This window comes from Arenimonas sp. SCN 70-307 (assembly GCF_001724815.1).
Lineage (GTDB): Bacteria > Pseudomonadota > Gammaproteobacteria > Xanthomonadales > Xanthomonadaceae > Arenimonas.
Genome location: NZ_MEDO01000009.1, coordinates 61250 through 76448, shown reverse-complemented (window position 1 = coordinate 76448; position 15199 = coordinate 61250). Strand labels below are relative to the sequence as shown.

General features: G+C 64.9%; 6 protein-coding genes. 3 read left to right on the top strand and 3 right to left on the bottom strand.

All coding sequences use genetic code 11. The features are described from left to right. Window positions 1-331 precede the first annotated feature (331 nt). On the bottom strand, window positions 332-4909 hold the full coding sequence (locus tag ABS41_RS04975) for a hypothetical protein (RefSeq protein WP_290591501.1): 4578 nt from the start codon (window positions 4907-4909) through the stop codon (window positions 332-334). 1355 nt (window positions 4910-6264) lie between these two features. Continuing rightward, the gene (locus ABS41_RS04970) at window positions 6265-8133 is read right to left on the bottom strand and encodes a DUF2075 domain-containing protein (protein ID WP_290591499.1); all 1869 of its coding nucleotides are present in this window, start codon (window positions 8131-8133) and stop codon (window positions 6265-6267) included. 184 nt (window positions 8134-8317) lie between these two features. Between ABS41_RS04970 and ABS41_RS04965 the strand changes: the two genes are divergently transcribed. Together ABS41_RS04965 and ABS41_RS04960 are read left to right on the top strand one after the other, a co-directional pair. Continuing rightward, complete coding sequence (locus ABS41_RS04965; RefSeq protein WP_290591497.1) at window positions 8318-11404, top strand: DUF3427 domain-containing protein; 3087 nt, start codon at window positions 8318-8320, stop codon at window positions 11402-11404. Between the two features lie 138 nt (window positions 11405-11542). Further along, entirely contained in the window at window positions 11543-12193 is a 651-nt protein-coding gene (locus tag ABS41_RS04960) for a HEPN domain-containing protein (protein WP_290591495.1), read from the top strand. 37 nt (window positions 12194-12230) lie between these two features. Here the strand turns inward: ABS41_RS04960 and ABS41_RS04955 are convergent, their stop codons facing one another. After that, a complete protein-coding gene (locus tag ABS41_RS04955; protein WP_290591493.1) occupies window positions 12231-12899 on the bottom strand; it encodes a hypothetical protein in 669 nt (222 codons plus the stop codon). A gap of 186 nt (window positions 12900-13085) precedes the next feature. On the opposite strand from ABS41_RS04955, the gene ABS41_RS04950 reads away from it, so the two are divergent. After that, on the top strand, window positions 13086-15197 hold the full coding sequence (locus tag ABS41_RS04950) for an ATP-binding protein (protein WP_290591491.1): 2112 nt from the start codon (window positions 13086-13088) through the stop codon (window positions 15195-15197). Window positions 15198-15199 lie beyond the last annotated feature (2 nt).

Below are 15199 nucleotides of genomic sequence, written 5' to 3'. Positions count from 1 at the left end.
GCCCATTTTTACGTCTCCCCTGGCGAAAGAATCACTGATCCGGCCAAACCGCCGGACCCAGCCGCCAGCCAGAAGGCGAGTTTTTCAACGGAATAGGCCGAATGCGGAAGTCGACGTCACCAGGCGATAACAGTTGCCGCCGCCCCGGCAGGCTGCCTCCGTCAACACCAGAATCGCTGGTCAGCTCCTTCCGACGCAGAGGTCGAAAGCGACCAGCGCCCGCAACCACCCAGCAAGAAGAGCTAGGGACTGTCCATTGAGCTTGGTCGACTTCGGTGCCCAGTGGTGGTCACTCTTGGTCCAGCGCCTCCGCATTGAACACACAATGAACTCAAGCACTGCGTGACGCTGCAAGTGTGACGAGCAGAATTCGCTTGAGAACGAGTCCAACGTAGCGATCGGCAGTCGATGGTGCCAACTCGTTGGGAGGCTCCGCCTCCGCCCCGGCTGCCGGCGCTGGAGCAGGACGAAGGATCCGCATGACTTCGACTCCTCCTTGGACGGGCTCGCGGACGACCCGGTCCAGGCTGACTCCGGCCTCGCTCATCAGCTCGCGTAGCTCCTTGGCGTGACGGGGCGGCAAGCAGATGCGATCACCCTGCGCGGGTTGCAGATACTCGTACAGGGCTGCTGCAACGGCAGCAATGCGGTCCCGACGACCGTCGTCGTCCCCGTCGTACCAGACCCACAGCACCTCAAGCTCACGGCCCTTGCCAACCCGCCGAACCACTCGGCGGGGGTGACCCGGCGCACAAGCCCTGCCACGCTCTTCAATGAGTTTCCGGCCCAGCCGGGCCTCCATCGGATGGAAGATCAGGCGGAACGCGTCCGCTCCCTCTACCGCGGCACCTCGCACCAGAAGCACCTTCTCCAGTGACCCCACTCGGGCGACGTCATCCAGCACCTCACCCAAGCCTTGCGCCGTCCAGCGGTCCCGCCCGGCGGTCGCCGCCTCCTTGCTGACCGGGGCTTGCGAGCCTGACGCGCCAACCGGTGCAGCAGGAACTTCCCGTACGTCAACAGCAACGTCCAGCCACGCCAGAAGACGGTCGCGTCCAGGGCGCTTCTTGATGGCCCAATCCAGGGTGTGCAGGCTCACGCCAAGCAACGGTGCCAGGGTCTGGCGGTTGGCATAGCTTGCGGTCAGGAAGGCATCGGAGTGTGACCTGAGAAGCCAGGCCACGTGGTGATAAGAGGTCAGCGTGGTCAGCGGATTGGCGTGCCCCAGGGCAACCACCCGACCGAGCAGGTCGCGCGGCAACGCGACGCCTGCCTGGGTGGGCGCTGGATCCAGCCGTAGCGAGTCTGCCAGCGTCTCGCAGTCAGCGTCGGTGAGGAACACCGGGGTGATGGCTTCCATGGCCACGAGGTGGCGCAGCGCATGCAGCCGCCCATGACGGCGCCCGGTCACTTGGCGAACCGCCTTCAGGCAAGCCTGGGCTACGTCGATACGGGCCTTGGCATCGGATGGGTCATCCACGGGCGTGAAGACATAGGCGGTCTCCAGGCTCGTCTTTCGCAGGCGGGCCCGCTCCGTCTCGACCCACTTCGCCAGGTTTAGGCCGCCAACCACCGTCGCCTCGGCCGGTAGCTCGATGATCCGCCGGCCACGCACCGTCTTGAGGCGGCGGGAGTTGTTGGGGCGGATCCGAACGCGCAGGCGACCACCCAACTCGGCGATATCCCTGAATTGCAGGCCGAGCCCTTCTCCCCGGCGCAGGCCTCCTAGCCCGAACAGCGGCATGACCTGCAGTGCCTGCCGCATCGTTCTCACCTCATGGGCAGTTCGTCCCGTCTCGACCTCTCTCGTCTCGGCTTCCAACTGCGCCATGATGGCCGCACGTTCCGCGGGGAGAACCAAGCGCGCATCCGCCAGGGCTTCCGGGTCGTCTCCCAAGTGGAGCTTCACGCCCGACAGATCGATATCAGGCAGTCCGAAGTGCTCCTGGCAATGGGTGTGGAACAGAAGCAGCGCCGCCGCCGTTCGCTTGCGCAGGTCGGTGTCGCGTGCCTTCTTGCTTTCGATGGTGGCGAGATAGGCGTCTTCGAGCTCCGCCTCATCCACGTCCGTCAGCGCGGATTGACCGAAGACCTCAACCAGCGGGCCGCCGATCCGGGTCAGATAATCTTTGACGGTGGAAAATGCGGGCGCGTCCTTCTTGGGTGTGCCCTTGACCATCAGGTCGGCGATCCAGCTCGCCAGCATCCTGACGATGGGCTGCAAGCGCCGCTCAGGCTGATCGACCCGAAGCTGCGCCTCGATCTCGGAGACCACGATGCCCCAATTTCGGGAGGCCGCCGCCTCACCGGAAGCAATCCTCTGATTGGTCTCTGGCATCGCCGTGTCTTTCGTTGTACTCGGGAACAGGGCGCACAGCGCCTTGTACTGGGTGCGGGCATTGCCCAGGCGCTTTCGAGTGTCCACGGCATCTTGCCGTTCCGACGCTCCAGGGCTCTCCTCTTCCCAGTCGCGGATCACCGTACCTGCCGGATCCCCGTCAAGCAGCGCCAACTGCTCGCGGATGTGCGCCGGGGTGGATCCGCCGCTGAGGGCATTGGCTCGACGTGCGCCGGGGGACAGCTCGTATCGATGTGCGACCGCAGCGGTCTGGCACAGGCGCTCAAGCAGACAATTCGATATGGCCCCTTTACCCCGCTGCTTGCCTACCAACGCCCACGCCGGCAGGAGATCGGCGACCCTCGCCTCTACCTCGTTCCACGGCGGCATTTCGTCCTTGCCCCGCTTCCAACTCAGCCGGGCCAGCACGGTCGCCGCAATACCGCGCAGTCCGAGAACTTGGTGCGGCTGGTCCCCCCAGGGGACAAGCACCGCGTCCTGCAGGGTAGCCGAGCGCTGCAGCCGGTTTCGTCGCTGGAGCGCGCCCTGGACCTGCTCAGGACTCTCGCAATAGCCAAACAGCACCATCGCCAGCGCGGTGCAGGCACAGGCCGAGGCCATGTCATCCCACCGATCCTGCGGCTTCTGCGTGGACAAGGTCGCCAGGTGTTCGCGGAGTGCCTGGATCTGACGCACCGCCTCCATCATCCCGGGAATGAAGGCGTTGTCGAGCGGACGGCGCAGGTTGAATACCTTGCCCGGCGTTTCCGAAATCTGGCGGGTCCGGTGGTTGACCACCCGGGCGACGTCGCAGACCGCGTTTGCACGGGCGATGGCAAGCGCGAGATCGTCGCCTGCCTTCTCGTAGACCTCGTCCCGGATGCGCTCGAAGTCAGCCCGCGTGAGGCCGTGGCGCTCGAGTCCGCTCCGCCGATCCTCAAAGCGCGAAACGATCCCTGCGCTGACCAGTTCGGGATGGGTCAGCGCCGCCTGCTTTGCATCGTCCCGGTACTCGCGCAGCTTGGCCTTCATGGCGGTGCGCCAGAGCTTGGCCTCGGCCCGCTGGGCGGCCCCGTGCTTCTTGATGGCTTGGTTCCACTCCCGGAGCGGGGTCAGCATTCTCGGTTCGACGGGTCGGGTCGTCGGCAGGCCCTGGACGACCTGCCAGCCTTGGGCGCGGGCGAGCTCATCCCAGCCGGGCGCAATCACCTCCACGTATTGTCTGGGCACGGTGGGGCTGGCCCCGGAGTACGGATAGCCGACGGCCTCGAGATGGCCCAGCTGGATGTTCACCAGCTCCGGTGAGACCCCCTGCTCCACGGCATGGGTTCGCATCCAGTGGCGGCCCCAGTTCATCGGCAAGACCTGCCACTCCGGCCGCATCAATGACTTGAGCGCGGTGAGGTCCAGCGGTAGCAGCTGGCCGTCGTCAGACAAGCCCACGAGCAGTGGCGCCTTGCCCTTGAGGATCTTGGAGACCTTGGCCTCGGCCTCGGCCTTGGCTTTGGTTCCGGCCCCCGCCAGGTGTTCTGCCAGCCCGCCCAGGTGGTCGAGGTAGGCCTTGAGCTGCCGGGAGACCGTGGCGGGGAGCGCCACCAGACGGGGATCGTGGGCCGCGTCATGGACCTTGTCCCGGAAAAGGGCTGCGCCAGCGTCTTCCCCGATGAGGAAGTCCGACACCGTCAGCTTCAACAGCGCCTCGGTCGGGCGATGCGTCGCGACTGCCATCAGCATGCCGGCGAGGTGGCCGACCATGGTGTGGTGGACCTCGACCAGCCGACCTTCCTCGATCAGCCGGGTCAGGCCGTAGTGGAAAGTTCGCGATGCAGAGCGCGCCATCGCCTGGACCTGGCGCTTGCCAGCCAGCAACCGGGAGCCGACCCGGTCGTCCGAGAGCGGGTACTCCGGCAGGCTCTCCGCCGTCCCAAGCAGCACCTGCTGGAAGGACCAGTGACTCTGCGCCAGGGAGCGGGCCCTCGGAGCGTAGTAGGACAAGGGGGCGATGGACTGACCGAGGGTATCCGCGCAGATCAGCTCAGTCGTGGCGGTGTCGCGGCACAGCTCGAAGAGGTGGGTGGAGAAGGAGGAGCGCAGCTGGCCGATGGTGAAGGCCATCCCTTCTTCCTCGCTGATCCCGCGAGCCGCCTGCCGAAGGCGGGATTCAATCTCCTCGACAGGTAGCGAAACCAGCTCCCTGAGTGCATCGGCGTTCTCTACGAGGGCATCCCGGAAGGCAGGCGCAAGCAACAGCCAGAAATCCTCCCGGGTCTCCTCAAGGTACTTGGCCTGCTCGCCCGAAGGACGGAACTGGCTGGGCTCGTATCCCGGACCAGGCACCTGCCAGAAGCAGGAGAGCCGGAACGCTCCCTCCTTCAGCAGCAGGTCCATGCGATCGGCGTCATGGGCGGCCTTGGCATTCGCGAGGATGGACAGTGCCTTGAAGCTTCGAGGCGTGCGTCCGGCCAGCGCCTGCACCAGCAACCCGGTGGTACCGCCCCGGCGGGCGGAATCCAGCGTCCCGTCCTTCAACAAGGCGAGGGTCCGGCCCACCACCCGGATGTAGTCCGGCAACGGCAGGACGTCCGGGTGATTGGGCAGGAGCAGGTAGTTTGTGTTCCAGATGGCTTGCCGGACCTGGTACCGGAGGAGGTCGCTGGCATCTTCGTGCGCCGGCGCCTCGGGCAGAGGCGAAGTCAGGACCGAGGGCCTGACTTCCTCGAAGGGCTCGCCTGGGATAGGCTCCGGCGCGTTTTCCGGGCGCGGTCCCTGACCGCGTCGGATGGAGCGTTGGAGCTTATCGACGAGCTCGTCCTCGTCCGTTGCCCCGGAGCTCTTGCCCCCTGACCGCGGGGGCCGCGGTGCCGTAGGTTCTGCCGGCGACCCTGATGGCGGCGCCGGGCTCGCTGGGCCAGTCGGCGGCGGCGAAGGCGGCGGCCCGGGGGGTGCGATAGGCCCGGGTGATCCCGGACCTGGCGGTGCGGCCACGGGACTTGGGCCAGGGGCAGAGCGGCGGCCGCCGCGAAGAGTCGGTTCATAGTGGCGAACCCATGCTTCGGCCAAACCTTCGCCCTGGCCCCGCTTAATCCCCTCAGCCAGATCCGCGAACGATTGGCATGAGCTTGCGCTGCCGACCTTGGCCAATAAGCGTTGACTTACCCCGCCTCCGTCCTTGATTGCCCGGATAGCCTCAGCCAGCTCGTTGATGGCCGTGATACGCGGATCGCCCTCCTCCAACCAGCGCCAGCGACAACCAGCCCAGATCGCCCGCAGGGCCTCGACTCCTGGGGTCAGTGCCAGCCCCGGAACAGGCATAAGGGTTCCGGTGAGCAGGAAGGGGCCGCCGAAGTCGGTTCGCAGTCGCTTGGCAGTCAGCTCGCGAGGACCGATGCGCTCATCCAGCAGCATCCCGATGCGGCGAAGTCGGACCGTGAAGTCGGACCCGCCAAACAGCTCCTCTACCCATGGAGCTGTCCCAAGAAGTCGGCCAAGCGCTTTGGTGACGTCCGGCGCACAGTCCGCCCGAGGGATCGGGAAGCACTGAAAGAGCGTGGCCAGCCACGCCTCATCCTCAGGCCGCAGCTCACCGAGCTTGCGGTGCAAGTCAGCAGGCAGGGTCGGTGGAGTCTCGGGAACGGAAGCCATCGGCAGGGTGGCACGCGCGTGCTAGGGTCATGCCGCCAAGATAGCTGGGTCACACCATCTGCGCCAGTAGCTTTTTCAGGGCACTCAAGACTGCTTCAATTGCAGTCGCCCCAGCCGTTGCATCTGAAAGCAAGCTATTAATAAGCTTATTGTAGGTTCTGTTATAAAACGTGGTAGCTTTTTAGGTAGCATTCCGAGCAATCTCTCATAATGCTGTCCACCCATAGCCACCATTAAAGAACCCGCCGGTTGGCGGGTTTTTTGTGCTCAGACGCCGACTGAAATCAGTGCCCGACAGCGGCTCTTCGACGCAGGTACTCCCGCGTCTCCGCGTCGGTGGACGTCACCAGGCAGCCCTTCATCCCTCGCGTCATTAGCGTTCGGTAAGTGTTGCGGATGATTCGGTCGACGCGGCCCATGGCCTCAGGCTGCTCCTTCACCAACTTCTTCCATCCCCGGATGGACCGGTCCATCTTCGATCGGCATTCGGGCCGGGTGACGAAGCGGCCGTCGCGCACCACCAGATCGGGACCGAGGATCACGCCGACGTAGTCCACCTCCAGGCCCTGGCAGGTGTGTATGCAACCCACCTCCTGCACCGACTCCTTCGCCACGATCCACAAGCTGCCGTCTCGGTCGAGATTCCACTGGCGGCGGTAGCCCTGCTCCGGGATCTCGATATCCCAGGCCTTCGGGTCCTTCTTGCTCTTCCAGTCCCAGCAGTAGCCCGCCACCACGCGGGCGCGGTTGGCCGTGGCATTGAGCGCGATGATGTGCTCGTGAAGTTCGGTGGCGGTGTCGACCACTTCGAAGCGGAATTCTCCCGGGTCAAGCGTCGGGTTGGCCGTTTCGCGGACGCCCAGCGTGTGGTCCAGCCACGCCAGATAGGCGTCGGAGCCGCCGCAGCGGAACTGCGAGGGCAGGTCCAACCGCGTCAGGCCGATGCCAAGCCTGTTCGCCCAGCCGACGATCTCGCCGGACTCGCCGATGTCGGAAAGCGTGACGACCTGCGCATCGTCCACGAAGAACACCGAGCAGCGTGCCGCCTGCATCAGTTCCTTGACCTGATGCTCGCCGAGGTTGCCGTAAAGACCGGATTTCTCGTTCAGCCGGTGCGCCTCGTCGACCACCAGCACGTCATAGAAATCAGGCGAGACTTCGAAAAAGGAACCGGAGCTCCCGAACAATCCGTCGATGACGGCCAAGGGCCGATGCCCGCGCAGCTTCTGCTTGTAAACAGCGCGCGGCGCCGCGTTCTTGGAAACATACTTCGCGAGCTTCCGGCGTCGCGTTAGCTCGGCCACCAGGTTGATCGCCACCACCGACTTGCCCGTGCCCGGCCCGCCCTCCACCAGAAGCACCTGCTTGGGCCCAGCCACGGACTGCTCCGACAGCGCAAGGGCCGTTTCGTAGGCCACTTTCTGCTCGTCGAGCAGCACGAATTCGCGGTTGCCGTCGAGCATGCCGGCCACGGCATCGGCCAGTTGCTTCGACGGTCGGATGCGGCCGTGCTCGATCCGGTACAGCAACTCGGCCCGGTCGCCGCGGTGGATATGCCGTCGGATGAAGGCGCGCAGCTTCTCCTGTTCCTCCAGCCCGTGCAGGAACAGCGGGGCGCGCGCGAGGTACTCCGAATAGCGCGCGTCGTCGATCTTCCCGTCGCGCCGGTAGTTGTGCAGGTAGGCGCAGGGGCGCAGGTGGATGTCGCCCTCGTACACGGCTTCGTTGAAGCCCTGCAGTGCCTCGGCGTAAGACCAGGCCTGGTAGCAGGGATGTGTGCCCTCGCGCTCGGCGCCGCCCCCGCGGTTAGCGATGACGATGCCGTCCTTCTCGCTCACCCTGCAGTCCGACCACTGCTTGAGCTCCACCACAACCAAGTGCGGCGTGTCGTCCAGGTCGTGGCCGGTCAGCAGCAGGTCGATGCGCTTGGAGCTCTGCGGGATCTGGTACTCAATGCCCACGCCCATCTCGTCGGGCAACGCCGGGTCGCGCAGCACCTTGGCCATCTCCACCAGCGAGGCCTTCCACGAGCGGAACTCGGCGTCTGGCGCGTAGTGGCCGGTGGCCTTGAGGTAGGCCTCGGCCACGCGGTCCTCGATGAACCCGTCGGAGTCCTTCAGGAAGCTGGCGCGCGTGCCGCTGTAGATGATCATCCGCCGTCGTGCCCCACCATCCCCCATGACCAGCGCACACGGTAACCCCGAGAGGGTACCTGCCGCGAGTACTCCGGTGAATCGCGAGAAAAAGTCGTAACACCCCGTCTCGCCTCGGCCTGGACAGTGGGTTGGGCAACCGAGCATCCTGGTTCCCTGTGAGCGAATCTTGGAGAAACCTGCCGTGACGGAGCTGAATCCCGGGCTTTACGAACAGCTGGTCACGCACGCCCTCTCCGAACGCCTTCGCTCGGTCGGCGAGCGATTGGTCGTTGACTCCGGGCCGATACACGCGGACGAAGCCGCCGACCGCATCTCGCTCCACTTGGCACGCCTCCTGCGACAGGCCATTAGCGCCCTGGACACCAAGAAGCGCGCTTCTGTCGGCGCAGCGCTGGCACGCGAGGTGATTGCATTGCTCGAAAGCCACCCGGGCCTAGGCGTCGACGCGGGGGATCGCCCCGTCGAGCCCGCCTTGGTGCTTCGGGCACTTCTGGGCCGCCTGCCTGACGGAACGCCGGCAGACCTGCCACTACCCGCCACGCCCCTTCTGGATACCACGCTGCTCACCAACGCCCCAGGCGAGCCGCGGGTCGGCCACCAGCTACGAACGGAGTTCCCCTCGGCCAACCGGATCGACATCCTGATGGCGTTCGTGCGCCAGACGGGCATTCGTCCGCTGCTCGACCTGATGCGTCGCCACGTCGAACAGGGCAAGCGCCTCAGGCTCCTGACCACGACCTACACCGGGTCCACCGAGCTTTCGGCGCTCCAGGCCCTACAAGAGCTTGGCGCCGAGGTGCGGGTATCCTATGACAATAGCGGCACGCGGCTGCATGCGAAAGCCTGGTTGTTCCACCGCGCGTCCGGCTACTCGACGGCATTCATTGGCTCGTCAAACCTGACCCACCAGGCGCAAGTGACGGGCTTGGAGTGGAATGTTCGGGTAGCCGGGGCGCGGAACCCGGACGTGATCGACAAGTTCTCCGCCGTCTTCGAGAGCTACTGGTCCCAGGACGATTTCCGGCCATTCGACGCCACCGAGTTCCAGGCTTTGTCCGGGAGCGAAGCCGACAGGGGGCCACGGATCTTCCTGAGCCCCATTGAAATTCGCCCGGAACCCTTCCAGTCCAGGTTACTGGAATTGATCGCCCTGGCCCGGATGCGCGGCCAGCACAGGAACCTGCTCGTCTCGGCCACGGGCACGGGCAAGACCGTCATGGCGGCGCTCGACTACCAGCGCCTGCGGTCGCAGATGTCCCGGTCCCGGCTCCTGTTCGTGGCCCACCGGAAGGAGATCCTCGACCAGAGTCTAGCGACCTTCCGGCACGCCCTGCGCGACCCAGCCTTTGGCGAACTGTGGGTTGGCGGGCAACGCCCCCGGCAGTTCGAGCATGTATTCGCCTCGATCCAGTCCATTTCAGCTACCGGCCTCGGTTCACTGGCGCAAGACCATTTCGACGTGGTCATCATCGACGAGTTCCACCATGCCGCTGCCGACAGCTACAAAGCATTGCTTGAACACCTAACACCAAGGCAACTGCTTGGCCTGACAGCGACCCCAGAGCGAGGGGACAGCGAGCCCATCCTCCACTGGTTCAATGGCAGGATCGCGGCCGAACTCAGGCTGTGGGATGCCATTGAGCAGCAACGGCTCAGCCCCTTTGCCTACTACGGAATCAGCGACGGAACGGACCTGACGAGGCTGAGCTGGCGACGTGGTCGCGGCTACGACGCCAGCGAACTCGAGAACGTCCTGACAGCCGACGACGCGCTGGCAAGGCTCGTTATCCGACAAGTCGTTGGCACGGTGCCCGACGCATCGTCGATGCGCGCCATCGGCTTCTGCGTCTCGGTCAAACATGCGCAGTTCATGGCCAAACACTTCAGTGCGGCGGGGATTCCGTCGATCGCCGTTACTGGAGAGACACCAGCGGATGTCCGGGAAGCGACCCTTAAGGCCCTTGCGAGGGGCGAGCTGAGGGCTGTGTTCACCGTCGATCTGTTCAACGAGGGCGTCGACATTCCGACCGTGGACACACTTTTCCTGCTGCGCCCTACGGATAGCCCGACGCTGTTCCTTCAGCAGTTGGGTCGCGGCCTGAGGCTGAGCGCGGGCAAGTCCGTCTGCACCGTCCTAGATTTCGTCGGGCGCCACCGGAAGGAATTCCAGTTCCATCGTCGCCTGGGCGCTTTGTTGGGCGGCAGCCGCTCCAGCCTGGCCCGCCAGGTAGAACAGGGGTTTCCATTCCTGCCCAGCGGCTGCCACATGCAGCTCGATTCGGTGGCAACCCAGGAGGTGCTTCGCAATCTTCGGGAGAGCCTACCGGCTACCTTCCCCGCACGCGCATCCGAACTCCGCCGCGTTGCCGAGGAGTTCAACCGGCCGACACTGTCACGCTTCCTGGCCGAATCTGGACTTCCGCTGGAGGAAATCTATTCCGGCAAGCACTGCTGGTCAGACCTCCAGGCCGCAGGCGGTCTTGCGACACTTCCTGAGGGTCCCCACGAGGCCGTTATCCGGCGAGGGATCGGTCGCCTCCTACACGTCGACGACCCGATGCGGATCGAGACATGGATGCGCTGGCTTTCTAGTGGCATGGATGCGCCGGCGTCGCTGAGGGAACGGCGATTGATTCTGATGCTCCTCACCACACTCTTGGACACGGTTCCGGTGGCCGATCAATACCTGGATGGCGCGGCTAAAGTCCTTAAGCAGCACCCTCAGGTCATCGCAGAAATTAAGGAGTTGCTGGACGTCCTGATGGAGCGGATCGACCATATCCAGCACGCCGTCGGAGATCGGCCGGAAGTTCCGCTCATGCTGCACGCGCGTTACACACGACGCGAGATCCTTGCGGCGCTTGGACCGGGCGACTCCATTGAACTTCCGGCCTGGCGGGAGGGCGTCAGGTGGTTCCCGGAGGAAAGGTCCGATGTGCTTGTCTTCACGCTCGACAAGTCAGGAATCCAGTTCTCGCCAACGACGCGCTACCGCGACTACGCCATCAGCCCCCGCATCATCCACTGGGAAAGCCAGTCAACCACCCGGGAGGACAGCGAGACCGGGCGTCGCTACCAGCGCCATGCCGAACTGGGTAGCTCGATCTTGATGTTTGCCAGGACCACTGCCGACGAGCGCGCGTTCTGGTTCCTTGGCCCGGGCAAGTACCTGTCCCACAACGGCGAGCGACCAATGGCTATCCACTGGGAGCTGGAGGAGCCGCTGTCGGGTGACATGTTCGCGCAGTTTGCAGCCGCAGTTTCCTGACCAAGCATCAACGGGGTCATAGAAGCCATATGTAGCACCGCCAGCGATTGTGCGTCGGCTGCTAACCTTTGGAGCGGACAGCATGCTGCCACAAGAAGGCGAGTGAACTGGCTTGGGCGCTCCTGATAACCTCACCCCATGCCGAAGACTGCCGAGCTACGCGAGCGCTTCAAGGCCATCCCGCAGGAGGCCACCACCGACGCCTGGCGCGTCCGCATCCACCGCGCCCTGAGCTGGCTGGCGCGGGCGGACGCCGAGCCCGACGACCCGGATGCCCGTTTCATCTTCCTCTGGATCGCCCTCAACGCCGCCTACGCCCGCGAGATCGGCCTGGCTGAAACCGAGCGCGACCGGCTGCGCGAGTTCCTCGCACGTCTGGTCGCCCTCGACCAGGCCGGCCGGCTGCACGCCACGCTGTTCGGCCAGTTCACCGGCCCCATCCGCACCCTCATCGAAAACAAGCACGTCTACCAACCCTTCTGGTCCGCCCAGCAAGCCTGGGACCAGACCGACGCCTGGCGAAAGAGCTTCGACGCCAGCAAAGGCGTGGCCCTGCAGGCCCTGATGGAGAAGGACACCACCAAGGTGCTGTCGATCGTGTTCGACCGGCTGTACGTGCTGCGCAACCAGCTGGTGCATGGTGGTGCGACGTGGAACAGCGGGGTGAACCGGCAGCAGGTGAAGGACGGGGTGGCTATCCTCGGCACTCTGTTGCCGATGGTTCTGGATTTGATGCTGTCGCATCCAGGCCAAGACCATGGCGAGATTCTCTATCCGGTTTTGGTCTGATCGAAGCAGATCAAGTCGAAGATCGCCAACAGCTCGCTTAAGTCATCCAAGTCAAGAGATTTACTTTGAGCGCATTAACCTCGTTGCCCATGTTGTCAGCATTGAAGGCCTTCTTTACGGAGTTCATCACCGGGTCGTTGTTTTCTCCACGAGGCCTGCCAGCGTCCTCATGAAAACGCAGGATCGCCTCCAGGAACATACCCTCCGCAGAATGGGCTAGCTCCGTCGCCTCACTATTTTTCATGGGGAGCAGAAGAACACTCATCTGCGAGAACTGCGCAATGACCTTAGTGAGGTGATCATGCTCGTCAATGGGCTTCGCCGCCTTGTGAGTAGGCCAAAGTCGGTTCCTAACTCGGCTGTCACTCGGGGAGTAGATGAAGTCACTTCCACTCAATGAATTGCAGATGTGATCCTTTGCTCTCATGCTGAAGCTGCTTGACCCTCGCTGGGACTTGCCGACATAGAGCGGCCACGCATCTAGACTTTCCTTTGGCCGCCAGTACCAGATGTAAATCCCCTTGCACCCCCAGATGCCGTGGTCTTCTTCAATGCGAAGACTTCTTAGTATTGCTGCGCGCAATTCCCGGCGATTGAACCGAGGCCCCTCTCCCGGCTGCGATTTGGATAAGAACTGCTCACGGTAAACCTGATCAGTTAGATCGCCAGCCCACTTACTTACCCTGTCCGTCTTGCTTGAACCCATGAGCCGTTATCCTCCTCCACTTAACTTGCCGTTTTTCACCAGGACTATCCGGCCCGTGACAAGACACGACAGAAGCATGGAACGTCCAGCTATTCGAAGCACTTTTGCAACCGACTTCAGCATAGGAAGTTCTGCGACATCATGTGTCGCATCTACACGGACACTGGCGCTCCAAGGAGCCCACCCATGTCCGACGAACTCTACCTCCCCCTCACCGCCGAAGGCGACGATCCCGAGCCCCTTCTCAAGCGCCGCCGCCCGTCCAAGGACATCCGCGTCTTGTGGCTCCTGCGCATGCTGGTACCGCTCAAGGGCCACCAGTGGCTGCTGCAGTACGACGACTTCTATGGCTGCGACCGGGTGGCCGAGCTGGTCGGCCTGCCGCCCACGGTCACCAAGGCCGAGCACTCGGACCGCCGGGCTGCGCTGCACAAAGCCTGGAAGGACGCCGAGGCCCGGGCCGGCCAGTTCCGGCTGCGGCAGCCGTTCGCCCGCAACCTGGAGAAGGTCTCGGCCCTATTCGGATTCTCGCCCGTCGAAAAGCAGGTCCTGAGCCTGGCGTTCACGGCCGCTTTCGACCCGGTCATCGAGCCCATCATCAGCGAGATCCCGGGTCTGTCCCATCGCGTAGCCGAACCCTGGGCGATCATCCTCGGGCTGCCCAAGGGCGCAACGCGCCGCGCGCTGGCGGTGGGCAGCCGCCTGGGGCGCGCCGACCTGTTCCAGATGGATTCGCCGCTCATGCAGGCGGTCAGCGCCGTGCAGGTCAACCGCCCCGAGCTGGCGGGCGTCTACGGCGACAGCGACTGGCGTCCCGAGCGACTGCTCAAGGGCCTAGGCCGACAGGCCCCGCCGCCCGAGCTCGGCCTGGCGGACTACCCGCATCTCGCGGCCGACGTGGAGGTGATGGTCGACTACCTCAGGCAGTCACTGGCCAAGCGCCGCAAGGGCGTAAACATCCTGCTCCACGGCATGCCGGGCTCGGGCAAGACCCAGTTGGCCCGGGTGCTGGGCAAGGCGCTCGGGGCGGCCACCTTCGAGGTCGCCACGACCACCTCCGACGGCGACGCATCCACCGGCTCGCGTCGTTTCTCCATGCTCACCACGCTCCACGGCCTGTTGGCCGGGCGCCGGGCGCTGCTGGTTTTCGACGAGATCGACCAGGTGTTCGCCGATGGCAACTGGTTCACGGGCGTGCGCACCACGGCCGAGAGGATGCGTGGCTGGCTGATCGACCAGCTGGAGAACAACCCGGTGCCGACGATCTGGATCGGCAACGACGTCCTTTCGCTCGACCCGGCGTTCGCACGCCGCTTCGACATCGTGCTCGAGATGAACGCCCCGCCCCGGGCCCAGCGCACCGAGATGATCCGGCGGCACGCGGGCCAGTGGCTCGACGAGGACCGGGTCCGCAAGCTGGCACAGGTCGAGACCCTGAGCCCGGCCACCCTGCGCCGGGCCGCGCGGGTCGTTTCCGGCACGGGCATGCGCGCTGAAAGGGGCGCCCAGGCAATGGAGCGGCTGGTCGACCAGTCGCTGCGCGTCCAGTCGCGCAACCCGCGCAGGAACCCGATCCCGCCGCTGATGACGTGCGATTACGACCCGTCCCTGAGCCACGCGTCCGCGAACCTGGAAACCATCGCCGAGGGTTTGGCGCGAACGGGCGAGGGGCGACTCTGCCTCTACGGGCCGCCCGGCACCGGCAAGTCCGCGTTCGGCCACTGGCTGGGCGAGCGCCTGGGCCGCCCGGTATTGCTGCGCCGGGCCTCGGACCTGCTGGGTCCCTTCGTGGGCCAGACCGAGGAGAACATTGCCGAGGCCTTCCGCAGCGCCCATCAGGATGGCGCGATCCTGCAGATCGACGAAGTGGACGGGTTCCTCGGCGACCGCCAGCGCGCACGCACGAGTTGGGAAGCTTCGCTCGTCAACGAGATGCTGACCCAGATGGAATCCTTCAGGGGCGTCTTCGTGGCCTCCACCAACCTGATGCAGGGGCTGGATCCGGCGGCGATGCGGCGCTTCGATGCCAAGGTGCTGTTTGACTACCTGCGCGATGAGCAGGCATGGCGGCTGCTCGTTCGGCTCTGCGAGCAGTGTGGCTTGCCCTCGCCCGACGGACAGGCTGTCATCCGCGGACGCCTCGCGGCCACCAGGATGCTGACCCCGGGGGATTTCGCCGCCGTCGCCCGCCGCCACCGCTTCGAGCCCTTCGCCGACGTGGCCGACGCGGTGGCCGCCCTCGAGGCGGAGTGCCGCCTCAAGCCCGGCGTCGCGACACGACGGATTGGCTTCGTCTAGGC

Bases quoted from the DNA above. Each gene is read 5' to 3' on its own strand.
- ABS41_RS04970 (WP_290591499.1), bottom strand. From the start codon at position 8,133: ATGATCATCTACAGCGGCACGCGCGCCAGCTTCCTGAAGGACTCCGAC.
- ABS41_RS04960 (WP_290591495.1), top strand. From the start codon at position 11,543: ATGCCGAAGACTGCCGAGCTACGCGAGCGCTTCAAGGCCATCCCGCAG.
- ABS41_RS04955 (WP_290591493.1), bottom strand. From the start codon at position 12,899: ATGGGTTCAAGCAAGACGGACAGGGTAAGTAAGTGGGCTGGCGATCTA.
- ABS41_RS04950 (WP_290591491.1), top strand. From the start codon at position 13,086: ATGTCCGACGAACTCTACCTCCCCCTCACCGCCGAAGGCGACGATCCC.